This is a genomic window from Leisingera sp. ANG1, from assembly GCF_000203975.2.
In the GTDB taxonomy this organism is placed as follows: Bacteria; Pseudomonadota; Alphaproteobacteria; order Rhodobacterales; family Rhodobacteraceae; genus Leisingera.
In genome coordinates this window covers 12,368-36,627 of the sequence record NZ_AFCF02000002.1, presented here as the reverse complement: position 1 = coordinate 36,627, position 24,260 = coordinate 12,368, and the positions used below count along the sequence as shown (strand labels likewise).

The following is a 24,260-nucleotide window of genomic DNA, read 5'->3' as shown; positions in this document are numbered from 1 at the left end:
CTTCACTTTCCGAGACAGAAACTAGAGAAAATCTCATCAAGAAGATTTTCAACCCCGATCCGGCCAACAAGCATCTCCAAGGATCGGATTGCCGAACGCATTTCTTCGGCAGCTATATCATAATACTCCGGTCCGCGCCGCAGAATGTCTTGGGCTTCAGTCAAGCTGAGCAGAGCCGACAACATCGCATCCCGGTGACGGGCACGCGTTGCAATTCCCGCCTGTGCTGAACGGCTCTTGAGGACAGAGGACACATGATCAACAAGCTGATCGACACCCTGCCCCGACCGGCCCGAGATTGCATTTCCTTGTTCTGCACGCAAATCAGCCTTTGGCCGCAAGCGAATGTCGCCGGCGCGCATCTCGACGTCCAGAACTTCACTGTCTTCCGCAAGAAACACACGCAGATCGGCTTCCTCAGCCCTCCTTCGGGCCAGGGCAATGCCGATGCCCTCGACATGGTCATCCGTGTCGCGAAGGCCGGCAGTATCCAAAAGCGTGACCGGCAGGCCGGCTAGATCCATCCGCACTTCGATTATATCGCGCGTCGTGCCGGCATACTCTGACGTGATCGCGGCTTCCCGGCCGGCCAGCGCGTTCAGCAGCGTGGACTTTCCCACATTCGGAGCACCAACAATAGCAACTTCAAACCCGCTGCGAATCCGCTCTGCTATTCTAACGCCGGCGGTCTCCTTTTCGAGGCCGGCTTGAACATGTGCCAGCAGCTCAGAGACTTCCGGGGTCACGTCAACCGGCACCTCTTCATCAGCAAAATCGATTGTGACTTCGATCAAGGATGCGGCACGGATCAGGCTTGTACGCCAGGATTCGGCCAATCGCCCCAGCCCGCCGGCAAGAACGACCTGTGCTTGTCTGCGTTGCGCTTCGGTTTCAGCATCTATCAGATCGGCGAGCCCTTCGACCTGCGCCAGGTCCAAGTTGCCGTTTTCCAAAGCGCGGCGGGTGAACTCCCCCGGTTCAGCCATGCGAAGCCCGTTGATTCGCCCCAGGGAATCCAACACCGCAGAGACCACCGCCGTACTTCCATGTGTTTGAAATTCAACGGTATTTTCACCCGTAAAGCTTTTTGGAGCTGAGAAGCTTAGAACCAGAGCTTCGTCCAGGCGTTCACCTGATTCGTCTTGCAAGATTCGCAGACTGGTGCCCCGCGCCGGCAGTTCACCGCCGCAAATCTGCGCGCCAGCGTCAAGCGCCAATGGGCCGGAAATGCGGATTACCGCGACCCCGGCCTTCCCTTGTGCGGAGGCCAGCGCAAAGATCGTGTCCATGGGATGGCCCTTCTTTCTTGCCGGCCCGGATCAGGTGTTCATAGAGTCGAAGAATTCGGAGTTCGACTTTGTCTGCTTCAGCTTCGACAGCAGGAACTCGATAGCATCGGTAGTGCCCATCGGGTTCAGGATCCGGCGCAGCACAAAGGTCTTGGCCAGATCGCCCTTGTCGACCAGCAGATCCTCTTTCCGGGTGCCGGATTTGAGAATGTCGATTGCCGGGAACACGCGTTTGTCGGCAATCTTGCGGTCCAGCACGATCTCCGAGTTACCGGTGCCTTTGAATTCTTCAAAGATCACCTCGTCCATGCGCGAGCCGGTGTCGATCAGCGCGGTGGCGATGATGGTCAGCGAACCGCCTTCCTCGATATTCCGCGCGGCACCAAAGAAGCGCTTGGGCCGCTGCAGCGCGTTTGCGTCAACGCCACCGGTCAGAACTTTACCTGAAGACGGAACCACCGTGTTAAACGCCCTACCAAGTCTTGTGATCGAGTCGAGAAGAATCACAACATCTCGTTTATGCTCCACCAGGCGCTTGGCCTTTTCGATGACCATTTCGGACACTGCAACATGGCGGGTTGCCGGCTCGTCAAAGGTGGAGGACACAACCTCACCCTTCACCGAGCGCTGCATGTCGGTCACCTCTTCCGGACGTTCGTCAATCAGCAGAACGATCAGGTAGCACTCCGGATGGTTCTTTTCGATCGAGTGCGCGATGTTCTGCAGGATCACCGTCTTACCGGTGCGCGGCGGCGCCACGATAAGCGAGCGCTGACCCTTGCCGATGGGGGCCACCAGGTCGATCACCCGGGCAGAGCGGTCCTTGATGGTGGGATCCTCGATCTCCATCTTCAGGCGCTCATCCGGATAGAGCGGTGTCAGGTTGTCAAAAGCGATCTTGTGACGGGCCTTTTCAGGCTCCTCGAAGTTGATCTTGGTGACATTGGTCAGTGCAAAATAGCGCTCCGACTCCAGCGGCGCCTTGATCTGGCCTTCGACCGTGTCGCCAGTGCGCAAAGAATACTGGCGGATCATGTCGGGAGAGACATAGATGTCGTCCGGACCCGGTAGATAGTTTGCCTCAGGAGAGCGCAGAAAGCCAAAGCCGTCCTGCAGCACTTCCAGCACACCGTCGCCGCCGATGTCCCAGCCCTCATCCGCGCGTTCCCGCAGGATCTGGAACATCATCTCGCCCTTGCGCATGGTCGAGGCGTTTTCGATCTCCAGCTCCTCAGCCATCGCCAGCAGGGCTTTAGGGCTCTTGGCTTTGAGATCGGACAGATTCAGGGATTGCACGGTCATATAGATACGGCCTCTACTCCCCGCTTACCCGGGGGTCGGTCACACGACAGGTTAGGAAAACACGGTTGCCCGGACGGGCCCGCTGAGAGCCATACATAGGGACTCGTTTCAGATGAGTCAAACGCCGGCTGAAAACGTTTCGCAGCCACAGCCCCCACCCCAGCGCCGCTGCGTCAGAATTTGAAGATGACCGAGATCACAATCACCGCCATCAGCACCGTCGGCACCTCGTTCATCATCCTGAACTGCCGCCCCGTCAGCGTATTGCGCCCGCCTTTGAAATCCCGGTGGCGGAACAGCAGCCAGTGGTGGAACCATGTCATGGCGATGACGGATAGACCCTTGGTCCAAGGCCAGAGGTAGCTCCAGTCGACAATGCCGGGTGTCAGTACGATGAACAGACCTGCAGCCCATGAAACATACATTGCAGGGCGCATGATGATCCTGAGAAGCTTCTCTTCCATAGTCAGGAAAATCGGTACTGCTTCCTGAACCTTCTCTGCCTGCTCCACGTGATACACGAACAGACGGGGGAGGTAGAAGAGACCGGCCATCCAGCTGAGTACTGCCATGATGTGAAGTGACTTGGCATATGGGTAGAGCGCGAACATCAGATCGCTCAAGTCCATGGGCAGTTCTCCCCGTTCAGATCTGACCACCCTAATAAATAAAGAAATATTAGAAGGATGATGTTTTTGTAGTGTGCGTGGATTCCAGTGGATAAGTGAATCTTCCTTCGCTTATCCCCAGCAGGGATAAGATTCCAGCGTGCATGGGACAGGAGTCGTGGAAATTTGGTTAACGCTCTTAAAACAAGGGTTGTTAAGGATCAGTTTACCTATCTGAACTTGGGGATAACCACGGGATGATCCGGGGAGAGCCGGCATATCCACGATTTCAAAGTTATCCTGACTCACAAAGGACGACTCAGCCGGCAGAATCCCGAGATTTGCGTCAACCCCTGGAGTCTTTACTTAACCGCGGAAAACCATACAAAACGTCCTGAAACGATCTGCGTCTTTCCCACGGGGTTTTCCACATGACTGCCCACATTGTGCTGGCTTCCGGTTCCGAAATCCGGGCGCATCTGCTGCGTCAGGCGGGTATTGATTTCGAATGCGATGTACCGCGCTTGGATGAGGATGCGATTAAGTCAGCCCTATTGGCCGAACAGGCTCCGCCGCGGGACATCGCGGATGCGCTGGCAGAGGCAAAGGCGCGCAAAATCAGCGGGAAGCATTCTGGAAAGCTGGTTCTAGGCTGTGATCAGGTGCTTGATTTTGAGGGGAGCCTTCTTTCCAAGCCAGTCAGTCCTGAGGAGGCACTGCACCAGCTCAAGGAGATGCGCGGCAAACGTCATATGCTATTGTCAGCTGCCGTGATCTACCGGGATGGTGAACCGATCTGGCGGCATGTGGGCCAGGTCCGGCTGGTAATGCGTAAATGTTCGGACAGTTACCTTGAGGACTATGTCGCCCGCAATTGGGATAGCATTCGCCATGCGGTCGGGGCTTACAAACTGGAAGAAGAAGGTGTGCGGCTGTTTGCCAGCATCGACGGCAGCTACTTTAATGTCTTGGGATTGCCGCTGATGGAGCTTATCAGTTACCTGGGTTTGCAAGGGGTGATCAAGCAATGACAGAAGCAAAAATCCCGCTCGCCGGCGTGATCGGCTGCCCGGTGGCGCATTCCAAATCCCCGCAGCTGCATGGCCATTGGCTGAAGACTCACGGCATCGCCGGTTACTATGTTCCCATGCATGTAGAGCCGGAAGATCTTGCCGAAACCATCCGGACGATGCCGAAGATGGGGTTTGTCGGGGCGAATGTCACCATTCCGCACAAGGAAGCGGTGATGGAGATTGCTGACAAAGTGACGGACCGGGCGCGGCTGATCGGTGCGGCTAATACGCTGATCTTCCGCAAGGATGGAACGATCATGGCCGATAATACGGACGGTTACGGTTTTATCACCAACCTGCATCAGGGCGCGCCGGATTGGGATCCGCAGTCCGGGCCGGCTGTAGTTTTGGGGGCTGGCGGGGCATGCCGGGCAGTGGTCGCTTCCTTGATGGAGGCTGGTGTGCCGGAAATCCTGCTGACCAACCGCACGCGTGAGCGGGCGGACCAGCTGCAGAAGGACTTTGGCAACCGTGTCAAAGTGGTGGAATGGGTTCAGGCCGGCAATATCGTGGAAGAAGGCGCGCTGATCGTGAACACAACCTCACTCGGCATGGTGGGCAAGCCGCGTCTGCGGGTTCCGCTGGACGGGCTGCGGTCAAATGCTGTTGTGACCGATTTGATCTATGCGCCGCTGAAAACCGACTTGCTGCAAACTGCCGAGGATGCGGGCTGCACTGTGGTTGACGGTCTGGGTATGCTGCTGCATCAGGCGGTTCCGGGCTTTGAACGCTGGTTTGGACACCGGCCTGAGGTTGACGCTGCCACGCGCGCGGCGGCACTCAGATGAGTTTCAGCCTTGGCCTCACCGGCTCTATCGGTATGGGAAAAAGCACCACTGCCAAACTGTTTGCGGCCCAGGGCTGCGCTGTTTGGGATGCCGATGCGGCCGTTCACCGGCTTTACGGCCGAGGCGGTGCCGCGGTGGCGCCGATGGGTGCTGCCTTCCCGGAGGCAATCGAGGATGGCGCAGTCAGCCGTATTGCCCTGAAACAGATCATCGGCCAATCCCCGGACGCTCTGAAACGGATCGAAAGTATCGTGCATCCGCTGGTGGCTCAGGACCGGGCCGCTTTCCGGGCGCAGGCAATCAGTGACGTCCTGGTTTTCGACATCCCCCTGTTGTTCGAAACCGGCGGCGATGCAGAAATGGACGCAGTGGCCTGTGTGACCGTGGATGCGGGCACTCAGCAAAAGCGTGTTCTGGCCCGCGGCACGATGACGGTTGAGCAATTCCGGCATATCCTGCAAAAACAGATGCCGATTGAGGAAAAAAAAGCTCGGGCTGACTATGTGATCGAGACAGACACGCTCGACCACGCAGAGGCACAGGTGGCAGAGGTCCTCGCAGATATCAGGAGTAAGCTGGGCCATGCGTGAAATCGTCCTCGATACTGAAACCACTGGTTTTGATCCGTTTTCCGGCGACCGGATTGTCGAGATCGGTGCAGTGGAGCTGTTCAATCACATGCCCACCGGGGAAACGTTTCACGTTTACATAAACCCGGAACGCTCAATGCCGGCAGAAGCATTCTCGGTTCATGGCATTGGCCCGGACCTGCTGGAGCCGCCCCAGAAACCGGAACCCGGTGCGGTTACTCTGCGCGACAAACCGGTTTTTGCCAAAGTTGGCCAGAAGTTCCTGGATTTTGTGAAAGACTCCAAGATGGTCATTCACAACGCCAGTTTTGATATGAAGTTCCTGAACGCGGAACTTGACTGGATGGGGCTGCCAAAGCTGCCGATGGACCAGGCAATCGATACTCTGGCAATGGCGCGCCAGCGGTTTCCCGGCTCGCCGGCGACGCTTGATGCGCTCTGCCGCCGGTTCAATATCGACAACTCCAACCGGACCCTGCATGGCGCGCTGCTCGACTCCGAAATCCTGGCAGATGTGTATCTTGAGCTGATTGGCGGTCGGCAGCCGGATTTTGGCCTGTCCACGCAAGCCGCCTCGTCAGGCTCCGTACAGGTTGAGGATGACTGGCGCCCTGCCCCGCGGCAATCTCCGCTTCCACCGCGGATCACGGCCGACGAACTGGCGGCACATGAGGCCTTTGTCGGCAAAATGGGAGAAGATGCCTTGTGGAAGGCCACCTGACTCCAAATTGGCTGGAAACGAAATAACGCCGCTGAGACCAGCGGCGTTTTCTGCTTCAGAGACCGAAGACTTTACTGTGTGGGTTCGGCTGCAGCCGCTTCTTGCTGGCGGCGCGCCAGTTCGTTGCGGTAGATCCCGACAAAGTCGATGTTGTCCAGGTTCAGCGGCGGGAAGCCGCCGTCGCGTGTCACATCGGACACGATGCGGCGCAGGAACGGGAAGGTCATGCGCGGGCATTCGATCAGCAGGAACGGGTGCAGCTGGTCTTCCGGCACGCCGACGATGTTGAAGACGCCGACATATTCCAGCTCAAGCACGAACAGGACGTTGCCGCCTTCCTTGTTCTTGGACTCGACGGTCAGCTTGGTGATCACCTCGTACTGGTTCTCAGTCGAACGCTTTTTCGCATCCAGGTTAACCTGCACGCTGACGTCGGGCTGAACCTCGCCACCAGTGCCTTTTTGCGCCATCACGTTCTCGAACGACATGTCGCGGATGAACTGTGCCAGAACGTTCATCTGGACTTGCGGCTGCTGCTGGGCTTCGCCGTTTTCGGCCATCGGGATACTCCTGAAATATGCTTTGGACCGTGCTTAACAGCTTGGCCCGGACACCTCAACGGGGCCCGTCAACCCAGCCGGACGGGCTGCTTGGGCGCTGCCCGGGAGTCACATCTTCGTAGTCTCCGTCGATGATGTCATCCGGTTTTCCAGCGCTTCCCGGATAGTGGCGGCCCTGCATGCTGCCTGGTCCCATCTGGAATTGCGCCACGGTGATGCGGGCACGCAGATAGCGATAGACCGCCAGCCGGACCGGCGGCATCAAAAGCGCAAAGCCAACAGCATCAGTGAAGAAACCGGGGGTCAGCAGCAAAGCGCCTGCAAACAGGATCATCGCACCATGCGCCAATGGTTCTGCCGGATCGGACAATTGCTGAAAAGACGACCGCAGCTGTCCCATCGCCATGCGTCCCTGTGTTTTCACCAGCCAGGTGCCCAGTACTGCGGTTAGAACCACGATGGCCAGGGTCGGCCACAGGCCGATGGCGCCGCCGACCTGAATAAACAAAGCAATTTCAATGATGGGAACCATCAGAAAGGCCAAGAGGAGATACATGGGGGTTTCCTTGCGATCATACACCCGGGCGGTAGACTTGCCCCCGCCCGTCACCTACATAAGGTCTGACCGCTTTGGTTTCAAACAAAGCACGAACGCCTAGCATGAGGTATCCATGGAGTCGCCTGTGATTCAGCTTTTGGTTCTGGCCGGTATTGCCGTGTTTCTGATCCTGCGCTTGAAAAGCGTTCTGGGAACACGCGAAGGCTTTGAAAAGCCGCCGCTGCCGAAGTCCGAAACCAAGAGCCGCCGCCCGGATCTGGAAGTGATCGAAGGCGGCCCGGACCGCGACATCACCGATTATGTTGCTGAAGGCAGCCCGCAGGCTCAGGCCCTGGCTGCGATGAAACGGGCTGAACCCTCGTTCCAAGTGCAGGATTTCGTTCAGGGCGCCCGCGGTGCGTACGAGATGATCTTGATGGGATTCGAGCACGGCAATCTGGATGACATCCAGCCGTTCCTGGCGGAGGATGTTTTTGATAGCTTCGTGGAAGCCGTCGCGCACCGCGAGGACCAGGGGCTGAAGATCGAAGCCGAATTCATTGGAGTGCGTGAAACGACGCTGGCCGATGCGCAATTTGATGCGCAGTCTGGCCGGGCTGAGATTACCATGCGCTTCGTGGGTGAGCTTACCTCCGTCGTGCGCGACCGCGGCGGCGATATTGTCGAGGGCGACCCCAAGGCGGTGAAACGCCAGAAAGACACTTGGGTCTTTGCTCGCAACATGGGCAGCGATGATCCCAACTGGCAGCTTGTTGCGACGGACGCATGATTGCGGCGCTTCGGGGGGCACTTGGGGCAGCTGCAATTGCAGGTGCCGCGATGACCGCCTCCGGGGCGCACTCCGAAACTGTGTCCAGCATTCTGGACTTTGCTCAGCTTGACGGCTGGGCACATGATGACCACGCAGCCGCGCTGGAGGTTTTTCTGGGAACCTGCCGGGACCTCAAGGATCCGGATTGGACCGCATTGTGCAAGGCGGCTCGCTCCCAGTCACCTGATGGCGCCCGTGCGTTTTTTGAGCTGTTTTTCCGTCCGGTTCTGATCGAGGACGGCAACCCTGCCCTGTTTACCGGATATTTTGAGCCGGAACTGACAGGGTCACGCTACCCCACGGGCCGGTTCCGCTATCCGGTCTACAAGATGCCCCCAGAGGCGCGTGCAACAGATCAGTGGCTGCCGCGCCGGGATATCCTGAGCAGTGACGTGATGCAGGGCCGCGGGCTGGAAATCGCCTGGGTCGATGATCCGGTAGAGCTGTTCTTTCTTCAGATTCAGGGATCAGGGCGCATCCGCCTGCCGGATGGCTCGACCATCCGCGTCGGATACGGAGGCGCCAACGGCCATCCGTACAAGTCGATCGGCAAGGAACTGGTGCGCCGCGGCGTCTACAATGCCCATCAGGTCAGCGCGCAGGTGATCAAGTCCTGGGTGCGGCGAAATCCGGCGGACGGCAAGGAGCTGCTGTTTCACAATCCGTCCTACGTGTTTTTCCGGGAGGTTCGCAAGGTCGCAGCCTCCAAAGGGCCGCTTGGCGCCATGAACCGCTCCGTCACCCCGATGCGGACCATTGCCGCCGATCCAGCCTATACACCTCTGGGTGCCCCGGTCTGGGTGGAAAAGGACGGCCACATGCCTTTGCGGAGACTGATGATTGCACAGGACACCGGTTCTGCCATCAAAGGTGCCCAGCGGGCCGACATCTTTGTGGGCACTGGGGACGCGGCGGGTGAAACCGCGGGCACCATGAAAGACCCGGGCCGGATGGTGGTTCTGCTGCCGATCCAGCGGGCCTATGCGATGCTGCCGGAAGACATCTAAATGACACGGCGCAAACTGACAGGAGATGAGATCGACCTTTGGCACAAGGTCGTGAAGCACACAGAGCGGTTGCACCCGGGTACCCACTCCACGCCGCCAGCTGCGCCGATGCCGAAACCCAAACCGGTCAAGCAACCGGAACCGCGCCTGGCGCCGTTCAAGGTTGGCAGCAATGCCAAACCCAAGCCGGTGAAACATGATCTGAAGCCGTCGATTGCCCGTAGCCTGGCCAGTGATCCGCTGCAGATGGACGAAAAGGCCTTCCGCCGGATGAAACGCGGCAAGATCAGGCCGGAAGGCAAGCTGGACCTGCATGGCATGCGGATCGACACCGCGCACCCTGCCCTGACGCGCTTTATCCTTTCGGCTCAGGCATCGGGCAAGCGGCTGGTGCTGGTGGTAACCGGCAAGGGAAAGGACCGGGACGAGCCGGGCCCGATGCCGGTGCCGCGCGGGGTGCTGCGCCACAAGGTGCCGCAATGGCTTGCCCTGCCGCCGTTGTCGCAGGCGGTTCTGCAGGTCACGCCGGCTCACATCAGCCATGGCGGAGAAGGTGCATATTACGTCTATCTCCGGCGGGGCCGCTGACGGCTGTCACCGGTTATTGGATGGGGGGCCTTCCAGCGCGATTTCTATGGCACTGTCCCGGATAACGATCTGGCCCGGTAAAATCCTGCGCAGACGGTCCTGATCACGTTCGAATGTCTGCGCCGTTTGCCGGGCGCCTTTCAGCAGCGCCAGCAGCGCCGGTGAGCTGGCAGCAACAAAATGCTGCGATTCCGCTTCGTCGGCAAAGGCCGTCGTATCAATGACTTCTACCGGAAGGTCGCTGATTTCCTCAATATTGTTGAGATTGCCCAGCCTTGCCCGCCCGTTCAATCCGCGCAGCCGTTGCGACAGGGTCAGGATACTATCCTTTTGCGAAACGAAGATGGCAAACGGCTGCGGGACTTCGGCAAAGCGCTGCATCTGCGATTTGAACACATCAACGTCCAGGTCCGGAGACATCAGAACCACGCCGCCCAGGTTGCGGGCGGTCCATCCCGGTGACTTGATTTCGATCTGGCGCAGCGCCTCCATGGTCAGCAGCCCGCCCATGGAATGCGCCACCACCACAACCCGGCCGGTGCCTGGCGAACGCAGCTTGCGCAGCAGCATCTCCAGCCCGTCGCGGGCAAACAGGACACTATCTGCATCATATGCATAGCCAAGCGCCTTGCCCTTGCTGGGCCAGGAATAAATGACAGTTGCCCCGGGAACATTGATGTCATGGGTGAGTTGCGCCGCGCGGAACGCGGTTTCGGCCTGGGTGGAATTGAAGCCGTGCACAAATACAGTGACGTCCCGCTCCTGCGGCGGAAACTTGGCCAGTTCTTGGTTCAGGCGTGAAGAAAAGGCAGCTTCGCTCTCGAATTTCCGGCGTCCGGCCATGGTGAACTCAGTGGCTGGATCTGGATCCTGGTATCCGAATTCCAAGGATCCAGGCTGCCGGTTGGGCGGAATTGACACAGTAAGTTCAAGCAGGCTGAATCCTTCGGTCCGGTCAGAACCAAAAGTGCCATCCGGCAGGGGATCGCGGTTGGTCGCTGCAAATACGGTCTTGGCAGTGCCAAGCTGCAAAGCTCCAGGAACTGTGGGCGAGTAGGACCTGTCCGTGCAGCCTGCGAGGACGGTCACGAACAATACGCAAACTGCGCGCAGAACCTGCATGATATTTGCCCCCAAACTCAAACAGCGGCAGGCTATCCGACCTGCCGCCATTGTCCAGTGGCTCAGCGCGGCTTGGGTAGTTTACAGCACGTAACGGCTGACATCCGCAGAGCGGCCAAGCTCTCCCAGGTTCTTTTTCACAAAAGCCGCGTCTACCGTGACCGCCTCGCCCGAGCGGTCAGGCGCTGTGAAGGAGAGTTCTTCGAACACGCGTTCCATTACGGTGTAAAGCCGCCGCGCGCCGATGTTTTCGACAGTCTGGTTCACCTCAGCCGCGATTTTGGCCAGCGCGGCAATCCCGTCTTCCGTGAAGGTCACTTCAACTTCCTCGGTGCCCATCAGCGCGGTGTACTGCCGTGTCAGCGCATTGTCGGTCTCCGTGAGGATGCGGACAAAGTCCTTTTCGGTCAGCGCCCGCAGGTTGACGCGGATCGGCAGGCGGCCCTGCAGTTCTGGCAGCAGATCCGACGGCTTGGCGATATGGAACGCGCCGGAGGCGATGAACAGGATATGGTCGGTCTTCACAGGCCCGTGTTTGGTGCTGACGGTGGTGCCTTCGATAAGCGGCAGCAGGTCGCGCTGCACGCCTTCCCGGCTGACGTCGCCGCCGCGGGTTTCCTGACGGGCGCAGACCTTGTCGATCTCATCCAGAAAGACGATGCCGTTCTGCTCCACCGACTCCAGCGCGGTGCGGGTGACGGTTTCGTCATCCAGCAGCTTGTCAGCTTCCTCGCTGATCAGCACCTCATAGCTTTCGGCAACGGTCATCTTCTTGCGCGTGGTGCGCCCGCCCATCGCCTTGCCGAACAGGTCGCCCAGGTTCAGCATTCCCATGTTGCCGCCACCGGGCTGGCCGGGGATTTCGAACATGCCCATCGGATTGGAGGTGTCGGCCACATCCAGTTCGATCACCGTGTCGTCCAGCTCCCCCGCCTTCAGTTTTTTGCGGAACATCTCGCGGGTGGCCTCACGGGCATCGCTGCCGGCGATGGCTTCCACAACCCGGTCCTCTGCGGCCTTATGGGCGTTGGCCTTCACGTCTTCGCGCATGTACTCGCGGGTCTGGGCAATGGCGCTGTCCACCAGATCGCGGATGATCTGTTCCACATCCCGGCCGACATAGCCGACCTCGGTGAACTTGGTGGCCTCAACCTTGATGAAAGGCGCGCGCGCGAGCTTCGCCAGACGGCGGGAAATCTCGGTTTTGCCGACGCCGGTGGGGCCGATCATCAGGATGTTCTTGGGGTACACTTCATCGCGCAGGTCGTCGGCCAGCTGCTTGCGCCGCCAGCGGCTGCGCAGCGCCACGGCGACGGCGCGCTTGGCTTCCTTCTGGCCGATGATGAAGCGGTCCAGTTCCGAGACGATTTCGCGGGGGGTCAGATCAGTCATGGGTCTTTCCGTTTCAGTGTGAGGGCGGCAGCCGGTCAAGTGGCAGCACACCGGACAAGGGGGTAAGCAGGACCGCTCGGATGCGGCTCCAGAAGGCGCCGAGGGCAACCAGAAACACACCAAGCGCCAGTATGGTGATGGCGGTGCCTTCGCCGCTGAACACGGTGCCGGCCAGGGTGACGCTGTAGCCGATGGCGGCAATCAGGAAGGACCGGCGGTCGATGATGATTGCGATGAGGGCAAACAGCACAAGGACGGCAAATAAGAGAAAATTTGAACTGGAGGTGCCACTGTCCAGAAGGCTGAGAGCAATGGTGTTGACCAGGGCCGGTGCGGCAACGACATGCAGCCAGAACCCCTGCGCGGACCGCCGCGTCACCCGGTGCGGGTCGCTGAGATCGAAAATCATCGCAACCGCAAAAACGCAACACCCGACGGCCAGAGTGATCCAGGCAAAGGGGCCACTGGCTGACAGCAGGAACAGATCGCTTATTCCTGCTGGGGTGCCGGCCCGTATGGCGCCCGACAGAAGTGCAACCGCAAAGACCCCCAAAGCAATCAATGCCATGGCAAAGGGGACCCGGAAGCGCATCCAGAACACCGCGATTGTAGCGGTTGCGGCTGCAACAGGCAGCGGCAGGCTGGAGAAGTCGTTCTGCGCAATCATGAAAGGTTGCGAGAAATATGCTGTAAACCCGGTGCCTGCATTGCCGGCCCACAGCAGCGACAGGGCGATGGCAGGTGCAACCATGCGGCGGCGGCGGATGAAGTATTCGGACAGCAGCCAAAGAACCGCGGCCCCTGCGATGGCGGAATAGACCGCCTTCTGCTGATAGCCGCCCAGCGAGCCTGCCAGATCGACGGCTGTAAAAGCCATCCAGCCGGAGGCCAGGATCAACAGGCCGATGACGATGAATATCTCGTTGAACCCTTTAAACAGTTCAAAGGGTTCATCGCCCGGAGCCAGGTTTTCCCTGACGCCCCGGCGGCTGTCGGCCAATGCCAGCAGCGAGGCGGCCTGAGCCTCGCTCAGCAGGCCTGAGCCAACGGCGGCGCGCAGATCGTCCTGGTTGACCCTGCCCACCTCAGCCTTCCCGTCCAATGGATTCGACGGTCAGGTTTCCATTCGTGTAGACGCAGATATCGGCGGCAATGGCCATGGCGTCGCGGGCAACGGATTCCGCGGATTTATCGCTGTCCATCATGCCGCGGGCTGCGGCCAGGGCAAAATTGCCGCCGGATCCGATGGCCGCCACATCATGTTCGGGCTCCAGCACATCGCCGGCGCCGGTGATTACAAACATATCGGTGCCGTCGGTGACGATCAGCATCGCTTCCAGCTTCTGCAGGTATTTGTCGGTGCGCCAGTCCTTGGCCAGTTCCACACTGGCGCGGGCCAGCTGGCCCGGGGTTGCTTCCAGCTTGGCTTCCAGCCGTTCCAGCAGGGTGAATGCATCGGCGGTCGAGCCGGCAAAGCCTGCCACCACATCAAAACCGCCGGGCGACAGGCGCCGCACTTTGCGGGCGGTGCCCTTGATCACCGTCTGACCCAGCGACACCTGGCCGTCGCCGGCGATGACCACCTGACCGTCCTTCTTGACGCCGATGATGGTGGTGCCGTGCCAGCCGGGGAATTGATCGTCTGCCATAAATGCCTCCGTTTAGTTGCCCCCTATATGGAACCATCCCCCCGCCGGCACAAGAGAGCGGGCCGGATCACAGGCTTTGCACGGACTGCAAGGGGTTTCGCCGCTATGCAGAAAGCGCAAGGCGGGGCTGTCGAACCGGCAATTGCGGGACTCAGCTACGCATCCTACATGGGGCTCACAACCGGCACAGGGTCGGCTGTTTCTTAGAAGGATATGCGCAAATGACGACCGCAAACATTCATGCGCCGCTCGGAGCAGTCACCGTTCTCCGCGTGGTCGACGCTATGACCAATGTGAAAACCTCCATCGTGGAGTGGTATGAAGCCCGCGAGACCCGCAAGGCTCTGGCCCGGCTGACTGACGCACAGCTGGACGACATTGGCATGAGCCGCGCCGACATCGCCAAGATCTGAGACTAAAATGGTCGAAGACATTGAATGAGCCGCCCAGAAACGGGCGGCTTTGTTCATTTCGGGGCTGTGATTTTGTATTTTCCGGCCTGATCCGGCAGCCAGGCCTCGATTGCTGCGGTGGCCACCACATGGCAGCTGCCGGCTTCTGCATCCTCCACATCCAGCCCGCCGTTGACCGCCCGCACACTGGCCCTGCCCCGCGGCAAGTCCTGCGCTACCAGATCGCAATCCACCGCCTCCGGCCGCTGCACCCCGATGGTCACGTCAACACGCATTTCGCTGTGATCGATGCCAAGCTTGGAAAACAGGGTGATCGACGAATGATGCAGTGCGTCCTGCACCGCGCGCCGCGCCGCCTTGGTGTAATCCTGGCCGTAAAGGTCGTTGCCGGTGCCCATTTCCAGGATGATGCGTTTCTCGCTCATTCCACCGTCTCCATGTCAAAGGAAACCACCACAGCCGCATTGGCTATCACCGTGCATCCGCCCTGCGGTTTTTCAATGTCGAGCCCGCCTTCCAAAACCCGGATGCTGGGCTGGCCGTAGGGAAAAATCTCCAGCAGTGCGTCCCTGTCTACCGCTTCTGGTTTCTGCACACCGATCTCCGCGTCGATGATCATGTCTTCCTTACGGAAATCAAACAGTTCCGCCATATTGACGGAGTTGTGCCACAGCGCGTCCTTGATCGCCCGGCGAGCGGCTTCAGTATAGTCCTCGCGCCTCAGCGACGTGCCCATGCCGAATTCCACCAGTACCCGTGTCTTGGCCATTTTGCCTCCTTTACCTGTCTCAAGGCGAACCGTCGCAGGGTATCAGCTCAAAGGACAGTGCCAGTTTGCCGCCAGCCGGTACGCCAGCGCTTAAAACAAAAAAGGGCCGTCCCCGTGGGGACAGCCCTAAGAAATCCGGTTTGGATCCGGCTCAGATCGACTCTTCGATCCAGCTCTGCAGCGCGGCCTTGGGGGCGGCGCCGGCACGGTTGGAGATCACCTGGCCGTCCTTGAAGATGAACAACGCCGGAATGCCGCGCACGCCCATGGCAGCGGCGGAGTTCGGGTTGCTGTCAACGTCGACCTTGGCGATTTTCACCTTGCCGCCGAATTCTGCGGCAAGCTCTTCGAGAGCCGGGCCAATCTGTTTGCAGGGACCGCACCACTCGGCCCAGAAATCCACCACAACGGGGATATCGGAGTTCTTGACTTCGGCGTCAAAGGTGGCGTCGGTGACGGCTACGGTGGACATATGCATGTCTCCATGAGTGTGTGGCAACTGGAGTTGGAACCTATGTACGGCTTAACGGATCGTCAAGGTTCCAGACGCCGCATCAGCGCCGCTGTCACAAGTTCGTGCGGCAGCGGCATCAGCGTGGCCGTTCGGGTCCAAAGAAGCGCGGTTTCGATAGTGCGGCCCGGGTAAATCTGTGCCAGCGCATGGGCATAGGCACCCATCTGGCGCAGCAAACCTTCGGGGCATTGTTCCGGCACTTCCGGTACGGTGGCATTGGATTTGAAGTCCACCGCCAGAACCCTGTCAGGTGTGACGATCAGGCGGTCAATGATGCCATGCAGACGGCCCTCGTTCAGGTCGGCGGTGATGGGCACTTCTGCCAGGGTTTCAGGGGCGAAAATATGGGACAAGCCGGCGTTTTGCAGAACACCGGACGCCTCGGCGAGCAGCTCTGCAGTATCCTCGGCATCCTGCAGAAGGTTGCCGGCAAGCTGCGGCCAGTGGTCTTCAGGCCGGCCCGGCAGGTGCTCCAGCAGCAGGTGCAGCCGGCTGCCGCGAGCCTTGGCGGCTTCCTCATCCAGGCCCAGGTCACCTGGCAAGGCCTTCGCCCCGCCCAGGTCAGAGGGGCTGAGCGCCGGCGCCGGCGCCGCATAGGCTCTGGCTGGCCGGTTGAAAACCTCGGGCAGGCTGTGTTGCACAACTTCCTCGACCGGCGTTGCAACCAAAGGCAGCCCGTCCCAATCCCCGTGCTGCAGGCGTAATCCTGCCCCGCCGGGACAGTCGAATTCCTTTGCGCCACCCTCGCGCAAGGCGCCCTCTGTCATGCGGTACCAGCTGTCGCCCTGTTCGCCCGCGTCGCCCGCGGCAGCGACAATCAGCCACTTTTCCGCCCGGGTCAGAGCCACATAGAGCAGCCGCAGGCGTTCATTCTGCAGCTTTTCCTGGGCAGCTTCACGGGCCGCCAGCATAGCAGCGGGCATCTGGTCCTTGGGCAGCTTCCAGACAGGTGTGCCTTCGGCCAGCATGATCTCCGCGTCCCGCGGGGCCTGGCGTTTGGCGGTGTCCGGCAGGATCACGATCGGCGCCTCCAGACCTTTGGATCCATGCACCGACATCACCCGGATCATATTGCCGGCCGCGCCCATCTGGCGTTTGATCTCCAGATCATCGGTCTGCATCCAGACCAGAAACCCGGTGAGGCTGGGCACATCGGTGCGCTCATACGCCAGAGCCTGCGACAGCAGCGCGTTGATGCCGTCTTCCGCTTCCGGCCCCAGCCTGCCCAGCAGTTTCTGGCGGCCGCCGTGGCGGGTCAGGATACGCTCAATCAGATCAAAGGGCCGCAGGAAATCCGCATTGGCGCGCAGGTCATCCAGCACCGCCATGGTCTCCGGGAACTCCTGTGCCCGCTCCCGCAGCGCGGGCCACAGGTACATCGCCTCCCGCCGGTGTGCGAGATCAAACAACGCCTGCTCGGTCCATCCGAACAGCGGCGATTTCAGTGCCTCTGCCAATGACAAGGAGTCCTCGGGCAGCGCCAGGAACCGCAGCAGCGCGGCAATGTCCTTGACCGCCAGCTCCGCACCGACCTTCAGCCGGTCAGCGCCGGCGATAGGCAGTTCAGCCTTCTTGCAGGCGCGGATGATTTCCGAGAACAGATCGGAGCGGCGCTGCACCAGGATCAGGAAATCGCCGGCCTGCACCGGACGGCGCTGAAAGGTGCCGCGTTCGGGCCCATCCTCCGGAATGGTGACGCCGGTTTCAATCATCTGCTTGATCGACCCGGCAATCCGTTCTGCCAGGATCACCGTGTGATGGCGGCTGCTGGGACGGTCGACGGGGCTGGTCCAATCGGGATCCTCGTCATCCTCCACCTTTTCTACCACCGGCCACAGGTCCACCCGGCCTGGCAGGTCCGACTTGAAGGCCCTATGCAGCGCGTCCTTGCGGAAGCCGGCCCGCGGGCTGTCCTTGAACACCAGATCGACCAGCTTCAGGATAGCCGCAGAGGAGCGGAAGGAGAAATCGAGCGAGGCATCCTGCAGCCCTGCCCCTGTTTCCGCCAGCCGGTTGCCGAACTCCTGCTGCATCCGGTCAAACGCATCCGGGTCAGCGCCCTGGAAGGAATAGATCGACTGCTTCTTGTCACCGACCACAAAGATGGTGCGCTCCACATCCGAGCGCGCGCCTTCGCCGGCGGTGAATTCCTGCGCGAGTTTTTCGATCACGTCCCATTGCACTGGGCTGGTGTCCTGTGCCTCGTCCACCAGAATGTGGTCAATGCCGCCGTCCAGCCGGTACAGCACCCAGGCAGCTACGCCGGGATCGTTCAGCAGTTGCCGGGCTTTCAGGATAAGGTCGTCAAAGTCGAGCCAGCCGCGCAGTTGCTTGCGCCGTTCATATTCCGGCAGGAAGGCGGCCGCGAAGCGGTGCAGGTCGTGGCTCTTGCGCGCGGCAGTCAGCGCCAGACGTTTGGCGCGCGCGTCCTCAACCCGCAGCATCAGCGGTTCCAGCTGGTCCATCAGCGACAGGTGGGATTCGCGCAGTTTCTTGGTTGGGAACTTGTCTATTTTGGCGGTGAAAGGCTCCTTGGCGCCGGCGCCGGTCAGGAACACGCTTTCGAGCGCGCCAAGATCGGCGATTGCCGGCTTGGTGATCCCGGCCAGTTTCTTCGCCGCCTTCTGGTCGGTTGAACCGCCCTGCCCCAGCATCTCCCGGGTACGCTGCAGCAGCTCTTCCTCGCCGCCCAGAAACACCAGTGATTCAAGCGCTGTTTCATCGAAACCTTTGGGCAGGCCAAACAGGTCCAGCAGCCCGTCCCAGTCCAGCGTCTCTCCGAAGTCGGCCCGGCGATTGCAAATTGAGGAAGTGAGTGTTTCGAAGTCGCTGTCGCTCACATGCCGCGCCAGGGCATCGACCAGCGGGGCATCAGCGCCTTGCGCAAAATCCTCCATGATCTCCGCCCGCAAAAGCTGGCCCGCACGGTCGTCCATTTCGGAAAACTGCGGGCTGACGCCGGCCTCCAGCGGGAAGCGGCGCAGCAGAGACGAACAGAAGGAGTGGATGGTCTGGATCTTCAGCCCGCCCGGCGTCTCAATCGCGCGGGCAAACAGGGTGCGCGCCTTGGCCAGATCCTCAGCCGCAGTGTTGACCTCTCCCAATTCGGTCAGCGCTGCGATCAGCGCCGGATCTTCCAGCATCGCCCATTCGCCCAACCGCTTGAACAGCCGGTTCTGCATCTCGCTGGCGGCGGCCTTGGTATAGGTGAGGCACAGGATGTGCTGCGGCTGCACGCCCTTCAGCAGCAGCCGGGCCACCCGGTCGGTCAGCACCTTGGTCTTGCCGGAGCCGGCATTTGCCGCCAGCCAGGTGGAGGCATCGGGCCGGGCGGCGCGGAACTGCGCCTCAGAGGCGGCGTCGCGGATGGTCATGCCAGATCCTCCGGCTGCGGTTCGGCGCTGCGGTCCCATTCGCCGTAGCGCGCCAGGTGGTCGTAGTCGCCGGCGATGTCATCCCGATACACCATGCGGCGGCTCGAATAGCCCTGTTCAGGCTCGAAATAGGCCCCGATCAGGGTACGCAGCTCATCCCAGACCTTGGCGGGCGGCTCGTCCTCGAGCGGTGCGCGAACCTCTTTCATGCTGGAGCCAAGGCCAATGAACAGGGCGCGGGCAACCTCCGCCGGGCCAAGATCGTCAAAGGCGCCCTCTTCGGCCATGGCGGCTTCGATCAGCAGCTGCTTTTCAAACTTCTTCTGCTGGGACTCGCTGGGCGGCGCGCCGGTCTTGTAGTCATACAGATGCAGGAAACCGCGCTCATCCATGTCGATCCGGTCCGCACGGCAGGCGATGGTGAAATCCAGCGGATCCAGCCGGGCGCTGCCTTTGGCTTCAAACGCAACCGGCTTGGCACGGGCCTGGCGCTCCTGCTCGGCCTGGACGAAGTCTCCGGCAATCTTGCGGATGCGGCTGTGCCACAGGATACGGGCAACGGGCCAAGGCACATGGGCATCCAGCAGCTCCCGGGTCTTTTCGATCAGCTGGCTGGCAGTCAGCAGGCTTCGATCCACCTGGGCTTCCTTGATGAAATGCTCAAACACCTCATGCACCACAATGCCGCGCAGCAGGGCGTCGGGTTCCTGCACCAGCGGGTTCAGCGGCTTCAGCCGCAGCACATGTTTGGCGTAAATCGCATAAGGGTCGCGGATCAGCCGCGGAATTTCCGTAATGGTCAGGCGCCGCGGGCGGGCCGCAACCGGCGGACGCGGCGAGGGACGCGGCATCTGCGGAATGGGCGTAGGCTCCTCCAGCGCGTCTGCCCAGCCCAGCCATTGCCGGCCTTTGGCTCGCATCGCGTCCAGCGCATCCCGGCCGCCCTGGTCCGGCAGGCCGGACAGCAGGTTGGACAGGCGGTTCAGCCAGCGTGACGGTACGGTGTCGGCTTCCTCTGACCGTTCGGCGCGGGTCAGCCAGACCTCAGTTGCGGCAATTGCCTGCTGGAAGTCATGCGCCGACAGGCCGATGCGGCGTTCGGGCAGCAACAGACCTGCCTGATTGCGCAACTGGCGGTTCAGCCAGGGATCGGGACTGGCGGCCTCAGGCCAGCTGCCTTCGTTCAGGCCGCCCAGAATGACCAGATCGGCGCCCTGCACACGCGCCTCCAGCGTGCCCCAGATCATGATAGAGCCATATGGCGCATCGCGGTCGCGCACTTCACCCTGGCTCAGCAGCGCGCCCAGCAGGTCGGCAAAATCGCGGGCGGTCATCTCGCCGCCATAGGGGGCCTCACTCTCCAGATTTTCGATACAGGCGAGGGCGGCTTGGCCCGCCTTCTTGTCCCACAGCGTGCCGGCGCCGTCCGTTTGGCTGCCGGCAGCGATACGCTCGGCCAGATCGCGCAGCCGTTCGACCCAATCGGCAAGGGGCAGGGTGCCGGCGATCTCCTGATCCGCGAAACAGGCGCTCAACCAGCCGGTCCAGCCCTGTGTCAGCTGACGGCCCTTTTCAAAGCTGGCAAAGGCCGCGGCATCGGGGAAGGGCGGTCCGTTGCGGCGCAGAGACAGCTCCAGCTCGCGGGTTTGGCGCAGGTGGTTTCCACGGTCCGCACCGTCATGGGTCAGCGGGTGCTTCAGCAGCGTCAGCAGGCTATCGCAGGCCAGCGGCTTGCAGAACAGCCCTGCCACATGGCGCAGAAACCGGCCCGGCGGCGACAGCTGCAGCGGCAGGCCGGCGGAATCATCCGGCAGGATGTTCCAGCGGTCCAGCGCGGCGGAAACCTGACGTGTCAGCATCCGGTCAGGCGTGATCAGCGCAGCGGTCTGGCCGTTCTCTGCCGCCTGACGCAAGCGCAGCGCAATCGCCAGCGCCTCAGCACGGGGGCTGGGAGCCTCAACCAGGGTGACGTTTTCGGTGGCCTTGTCCAATCCGGTCAGCTTGGGGCCTTCGCTCATCCAGGCGTCGGTCACCGGGGCCGGGCGCAAGGCCAGCGAGACCAGCCGGTTCCGTTCGGGAGAGACCGGCCGCGTATCGGTCCAAGGCTGCACGTCGCCCGGGGCCAGTTCCAGGTCCTTCATCAGCTTGTGAAACCGGTACTGCGGGTGATCTTCCGAGATCATCGGGTCATCCAGCCCGCCCCAGACATGATCCGGCTGGTCGAAATCGAAACCGGGCAGCACCACGGCGCCCTGCGGCAGGCGGGCAATGGCCTGCATCAGCATCAAGGTGGTGCCGCGCGACCCGGTGGAGCCGGCCAGAATGACCGGGTGGGCAGGTGGGTTTTCCTGCCATTCCTCAATCAGGTTCAGCACCACCTGCCGCTGCCGTGCCTGTGCGTCCATCGCGCCCTCATGCAGGCCGGTGAACTCGTCCGCGATGCCGATGAAGGCCTGCGCCCGTGCCCAGTGGCCGGACATGTCCGAAACGTCCAGTTCCCGGATGGCATCCGTGCTGACACCTTCGCCCTGCATCTCGTCAATCAGTGCGGCAAGGCTGTCGGACAGATCATAGAGAGACGCGCGGGAGGCAAGGTCAGGCTGTGCATCCAGCAGCTTGGTAATCAGCTGCGACAGCTCCAGCCGGCGCCGCAGCGGGGGCAGGGCAGGCGGCAGCCCGTCCAATGCGGCCCGTTGTGCCAGATCACTCAGCATCAGCATCCGCGGCAGCAGCATCGCGGGGCCGTCGTCAAACAGGCTGCGGATACGCCGCGCCATGCGGGAGGTGTTGACGATCAGCTCTGCCCTGGCCAGTGCTTCCGGCGGCAGCTTCCGGGCGCGCTCACGCAGCCCCTCGACCAGCGCGCGCGGGAAATCCACGCCGCAGGGCACGGCAAAGACGCGCGGTTTGGCGGACGGTTCAAACATCATCTGCGGCTATCAGGTCCTCGGCCAGTTTGATCCCTTCGGGATGGCCCACATCGCACCAGCGGCCAGGATATTCCAGTGCAAACAGCCGCCCGGCTGCAGCCATCCGGTTCCACAGAACATTAAGCGAGAACACCTGCTCCTCAACGTCCTGCAGCCCTTGTGTTTTCAGGATCTGCACCCCGCCATAGACCAGATTTCCGCCGCGGCTGATACGGCCCTCGGCATCGGCTGAAAAGTCGCCCTGCCCACTGCGGCCGATGGCATTCGCAAGCGGCACACAGACCAAAAGCGCATCCATCCGGTCCGGGTCCCAGGCCTTTTGCGCCAATTGCAGCGGGTTCGGGCCTTTCCAGATGGCATCCGTGTTCATGGTGAAAACCGGGCCGCCGCCCAGCATGGGCAGGGCATGGCGCAACCCGCCGCCGGTATCGAGAATCTCAGGCATCTCATGGCTGATCAGCACGTTTTCAGGCTCTAAAAAGGCCTTCAGCGGTTCTGGCTTGTAATGCACATTGGCAGAAATCCGGACCGGCTGCACCGCTTGGGCCAGTTCCAATGCATGTGCAATCAGCGGCCGGCCGGAAACTTCGATCATCGGTTTTGGCTTGTCGCGGGTCAGCTCCCGCATCCGGGTGCCAAAGCCTGCGGCAAACAGCATGACGGCTTCGGGTGAACGCTGCATCACGGCCTCAGCCTGTCCAAGTTCTCCGGGGTCGGGGCTGGCAGGCTGTCACGCAGAAGCCCTGCCACCGGAGCCAATGCAGAGTGGTCCAGCCCGCGGAAAAAATGATCCCAAACCCGCGGGATCAGGTCCACGTAGTGCGGTTTTCCGTAGTCTAGGCTGAGCCGGGCAAAGACACCCAGAATGCGCAGGTTCCGCTGCACGCCCAGCACAGTGTAGGCAGTGCGAAAGCCGGATTCGTCCGCGCCGGCAGCCGTGATGTAGCGGCTGATCATCTGCATCTCGATACCGGCGGGCACGTCGCGTCGGGCGTCCTGCAGGAGCGACACAAGATCATAGGCCGGGTGGCCCGCGCGTGCGTCCTGAAAATCCAGCAGGCCGACACGGGCGACACCATCCCGGTCCGGCAGCCACAGCAGGTTTTCGGCGTGGTAGTCGCGCTGCACCAGGACCGGATCGCCCTTGACTGTTTCGCGCAGGATATCCTCGAACTGGTTTTCGAACCGGGCCTGCAGATCCGCGTCGCCTTCGCCAAGAATGCCGGCGCGGTATTTCGAAAAGGCCAGCCCGGCCATTTCCGCCATCAGCCGCGGCCCGTAGGACTCCAATTCCGGCATCGGCGCCTGATGAAGTGCAACCAGCGCGTCGGTCGCAGCTTCATAAAGCTCTCTTTCCAGCACCGGCTCGCGTTCGATGATGCGGGCATAAAGATCGTCGCCCAGATCCTCCAATAGCAGAAACCCGTTTTCGGAATCCTGCGCCAGAATTTCAGGAGCACTCAGGCCCTGGGCACGCAGGTAGTCTGCTATGCGGATAAAGGGCCGGATTTCCTCGCCTTTTTCCGGCGGCGCATCCATCAGCACAACAGTCTGGCCTTCAGCGCTAGTCAGCCGCTCATAACGCCGGTTGGAGGCATCGCCGGCAAGCGGGCCGCGCTGCCAGTTGGCATAGGGTGTTTGCGAAAGAAAACTCTCGCACAGGGAATTACGGTCGCTCATGCGCAAATGCGCTCCATAAGGGGCTGCCACTTTGCATCACTCCAGCGGAGCGTCAGGTGGCGGCGGTCTTCGTGTTCGGCATCCAGGGCCAGCGTCAGATGCAAGGCGTGCGGCGGAGTCAGTTCCTGCAGCCGGTCAGGCCACTCAACCAGGCAGATCGCACTGTCAAAGGCTTCGGTCAGGCCCAGTTCCTCCAGTTCGTCCAAAGAGGACAAACGGTAAAGGTCGGTGTGCCACAACTCGCCGGCGGGCACGTCATAAGTCTGCACCAATGTAAAAGTGGGCGAGGGCACATCCTCGGGAACGTCCATCAGCGACTGTATCAGATGGCGGGCAAAATGGGTCTTTCCGGCGCCGATAACACCCTCCAGCAACAGGCAATCGCCGGGGCGCAGTGCTCCGGCGATCTTGGCGGCCAGCTGGGCCGTTTCATCAGGTGAATTCAGCGTGCAGGACGCAGTTTCAAATGTCATGGCGCTAGAATGGCGCCGCCGCGGTGCTGCTGCAAGCGGGTTTCCCCG

Annotated in this window: 25 protein-coding genes; 8 read left to right on the top strand and 17 right to left on the bottom strand. The window is 61.1% G+C overall.

Features of this window, described 5'->3' with window-relative positions; translation table 11 throughout:
- Positions 1 to 2 precede the first annotated feature (2 nt).
- The 3 genes from mnmE to GC1_RS05645 all read right to left on the bottom strand — a co-directional run bounded on the left by mnmE (position 3) and on the right by GC1_RS05645 (position 3,220).
- Positions 3 to 1,289 carry a tRNA uridine-5-carboxymethylaminomethyl(34) synthesis GTPase MnmE gene (mnmE, locus tag GC1_RS05655; RefSeq protein WP_019295315.1) on the bottom strand — a complete coding sequence of 429 codons (1,287 nt, stop codon included), beginning with the start codon at positions 1,287 to 1,289 and terminating at the stop codon, positions 3 to 5.
- 30 nt (positions 1,290 to 1,319) lie between these two features.
- Positions 1,320 to 2,591 carry a transcription termination factor Rho gene (gene rho, locus GC1_RS05650; RefSeq protein ID WP_019295316.1) on the bottom strand — a complete coding sequence of 424 codons (1,272 nt, stop codon included), beginning with the start codon at positions 2,589 to 2,591 and terminating at the stop codon, positions 1,320 to 1,322.
- A gap of 173 nt (positions 2,592 to 2,764) precedes the next feature.
- Positions 2,765 to 3,220, bottom strand: coding sequence for a CopD family protein (locus tag GC1_RS05645; protein ID WP_019295317.1), 456 nt, complete (start codon positions 3,218 to 3,220; stop codon positions 2,765 to 2,767).
- 410 nt (positions 3,221 to 3,630) lie between these two features.
- Here GC1_RS05645 and GC1_RS05640 point away from each other — a divergent pair, with 410 nt between their 5' ends.
- Genes GC1_RS05640 through dnaQ form a run of 4 tightly spaced genes read left to right on the top strand, consistent with a single transcriptional unit; the run spans position 3,631 to position 6,371 of the window.
- Positions 3,631 to 4,230, top strand: a complete 600-nt coding sequence (locus GC1_RS05640; RefSeq protein ID WP_019295318.1) for a Maf family protein — start codon at positions 3,631 to 3,633, stop codon at positions 4,228 to 4,230.
- Positions 4,227 to 5,060: a shikimate dehydrogenase gene (locus GC1_RS05635; protein WP_019295319.1), complete on the top strand. Its 834-nt coding sequence runs from the start codon at positions 4,227 to 4,229 to the stop codon at positions 5,058 to 5,060. Before GC1_RS05640 ends, GC1_RS05635 begins: the two co-directional genes overlap by 4 nt.
- Positions 5,057 to 5,650: a dephospho-CoA kinase gene (coaE, locus tag GC1_RS05630; RefSeq protein WP_019295320.1), complete on the top strand. Its 594-nt coding sequence runs from the start codon at positions 5,057 to 5,059 to the stop codon at positions 5,648 to 5,650. The genes GC1_RS05635 and coaE overlap by 4 nt, the downstream gene beginning before the upstream one ends.
- Positions 5,643 to 6,371, top strand: coding sequence for a DNA polymerase III subunit epsilon (gene dnaQ, locus GC1_RS05625; RefSeq protein WP_019295321.1), 729 nt, complete (start codon positions 5,643 to 5,645; stop codon positions 6,369 to 6,371). The genes coaE and dnaQ overlap by 8 nt, the downstream gene beginning before the upstream one ends.
- 71 nt (positions 6,372 to 6,442) lie before the next feature.
- Here the strand turns inward: dnaQ and secB are convergent, their stop codons facing one another.
- A complete protein-coding gene (secB, locus tag GC1_RS05620) occupies positions 6,443 to 6,931 on the bottom strand; it encodes a protein-export chaperone SecB (protein WP_019295322.1) in 489 nt (162 codons plus the stop codon).
- Positions 6,932 to 6,986: 55 nt separating this feature from the next.
- The gene (locus GC1_RS05615; protein ID WP_019295323.1) at positions 6,987 to 7,487 is read right to left on the bottom strand and encodes an FxsA family protein; all 501 of its coding nucleotides are present in this window, start codon (positions 7,485 to 7,487) and stop codon (positions 6,987 to 6,989) included.
- A gap of 115 nt (positions 7,488 to 7,602) precedes the next feature.
- Between GC1_RS05615 and GC1_RS05610 the strand changes: the two genes are divergently transcribed.
- Genes GC1_RS05610 through GC1_RS05600 form a run of 3 tightly spaced genes read left to right on the top strand, consistent with a single transcriptional unit; the run spans position 7,603 to position 9,896 of the window.
- Positions 7,603 to 8,259: a Tim44/TimA family putative adaptor protein gene (locus GC1_RS05610; RefSeq protein WP_019295324.1), complete on the top strand. Its 657-nt coding sequence runs from the start codon at positions 7,603 to 7,605 to the stop codon at positions 8,257 to 8,259.
- Positions 8,256 to 9,308, top strand: a complete 1,053-nt coding sequence (mltA, locus tag GC1_RS05605; RefSeq protein WP_019295325.1) for a murein transglycosylase A — start codon at positions 8,256 to 8,258, stop codon at positions 9,306 to 9,308. The genes GC1_RS05610 and mltA overlap by 4 nt, the downstream gene beginning before the upstream one ends.
- The gene (locus tag GC1_RS05600; RefSeq protein WP_019295326.1) at positions 9,309 to 9,896 is read left to right on the top strand and encodes a Smr/MutS family protein; all 588 of its coding nucleotides are present in this window, start codon (positions 9,309 to 9,311) and stop codon (positions 9,894 to 9,896) included.
- Positions 9,897 to 9,902: 6 nt separating this feature from the next.
- Here GC1_RS05600 and GC1_RS05595 read toward each other — a convergent pair whose 3' ends face one another.
- The 4 genes from GC1_RS05595 to hslV all read right to left on the bottom strand — a co-directional run bounded on the left by GC1_RS05595 (position 9,903) and on the right by hslV (position 14,059).
- Entirely contained in the window at positions 9,903 to 11,018 is a 1,116-nt protein-coding gene (locus GC1_RS05595) for an alpha/beta hydrolase (RefSeq protein ID WP_019295327.1), read from the bottom strand.
- Positions 11,019 to 11,099: 81 nt separating this feature from the next.
- Entirely contained in the window at positions 11,100 to 12,410 is a 1,311-nt protein-coding gene (gene hslU, locus GC1_RS05590) for an ATP-dependent protease ATPase subunit HslU (RefSeq protein WP_019295328.1), read from the bottom strand.
- A 13-nt stretch (positions 12,411 to 12,423) separates the two neighbouring features.
- Complete coding sequence (locus GC1_RS05585; RefSeq protein ID WP_029204731.1) at positions 12,424 to 13,494, bottom strand: hypothetical protein; 1,071 nt, start codon at positions 13,492 to 13,494, stop codon at positions 12,424 to 12,426.
- A 1-nt stretch (position 13,495) separates the two neighbouring features.
- The gene (gene hslV / locus GC1_RS05580; protein ID WP_019295330.1) at positions 13,496 to 14,059 is read right to left on the bottom strand and encodes an ATP-dependent protease subunit HslV; all 564 of its coding nucleotides are present in this window, start codon (positions 14,057 to 14,059) and stop codon (positions 13,496 to 13,498) included.
- Positions 14,060 to 14,280: 221 nt separating this feature from the next.
- Between hslV and GC1_RS05575 the strand changes: the two genes are divergently transcribed.
- On the top strand, positions 14,281 to 14,472 hold the full coding sequence (locus GC1_RS05575; protein ID WP_019295331.1) for a DUF1127 domain-containing protein: 192 nt from the start codon (positions 14,281 to 14,283) through the stop codon (positions 14,470 to 14,472).
- Positions 14,473 to 14,525: 53 nt separating this feature from the next.
- On the opposite strand, the gene GC1_RS05570 is transcribed toward GC1_RS05575, so the two are convergent.
- The 8 genes from GC1_RS05570 to tsaE form a co-directional block, all read right to left on the bottom strand.
- Complete coding sequence (locus GC1_RS05570) at positions 14,526 to 14,897, bottom strand: Lin0512 family protein (RefSeq protein ID WP_019295332.1); 372 nt, start codon at positions 14,895 to 14,897, stop codon at positions 14,526 to 14,528.
- Complete coding sequence (locus GC1_RS05565; protein ID WP_019295333.1) at positions 14,894 to 15,241, bottom strand: Lin0512 family protein; 348 nt, start codon at positions 15,239 to 15,241, stop codon at positions 14,894 to 14,896. Before GC1_RS05565 ends, GC1_RS05570 begins: the two co-directional genes overlap by 4 nt.
- Before the next feature lie 151 nt (positions 15,242 to 15,392).
- Positions 15,393 to 15,713: a thioredoxin gene (trxA, locus tag GC1_RS05560; protein WP_019295334.1), complete on the bottom strand. Its 321-nt coding sequence runs from the start codon at positions 15,711 to 15,713 to the stop codon at positions 15,393 to 15,395.
- A gap of 62 nt (positions 15,714 to 15,775) precedes the next feature.
- Positions 15,776 to 19,129: a double-strand break repair helicase AddA gene (gene addA / locus GC1_RS05555; protein ID WP_019295335.1), complete on the bottom strand. Its 3,354-nt coding sequence runs from the start codon at positions 19,127 to 19,129 to the stop codon at positions 15,776 to 15,778.
- Entirely contained in the window at positions 19,126 to 22,059 is a 2,934-nt protein-coding gene (gene addB, locus GC1_RS05550; protein ID WP_019295336.1) for a double-strand break repair protein AddB, read from the bottom strand. The genes addA and addB overlap by 4 nt, the downstream gene beginning before the upstream one ends.
- Positions 22,049 to 22,741 carry a nucleotidyltransferase family protein gene (locus GC1_RS05545; protein ID WP_019295337.1) on the bottom strand — a complete coding sequence of 231 codons (693 nt, stop codon included), beginning with the start codon at positions 22,739 to 22,741 and terminating at the stop codon, positions 22,049 to 22,051. Before GC1_RS05545 ends, addB begins: the two co-directional genes overlap by 11 nt.
- A complete protein-coding gene (locus GC1_RS05540) occupies positions 22,741 to 23,739 on the bottom strand; it encodes an aminoglycoside phosphotransferase family protein (RefSeq protein ID WP_019295338.1) in 999 nt (332 codons plus the stop codon). The genes GC1_RS05545 and GC1_RS05540 overlap by 1 nt, the downstream gene beginning before the upstream one ends.
- Positions 23,736 to 24,212, bottom strand: coding sequence for a tRNA (adenosine(37)-N6)-threonylcarbamoyltransferase complex ATPase subunit type 1 TsaE (gene tsaE, locus GC1_RS05535; protein WP_019295339.1), 477 nt, complete (start codon positions 24,210 to 24,212; stop codon positions 23,736 to 23,738). The genes GC1_RS05540 and tsaE overlap by 4 nt, the downstream gene beginning before the upstream one ends.
- Between the last annotated feature and the right edge of the window lie 48 nt (positions 24,213 to 24,260).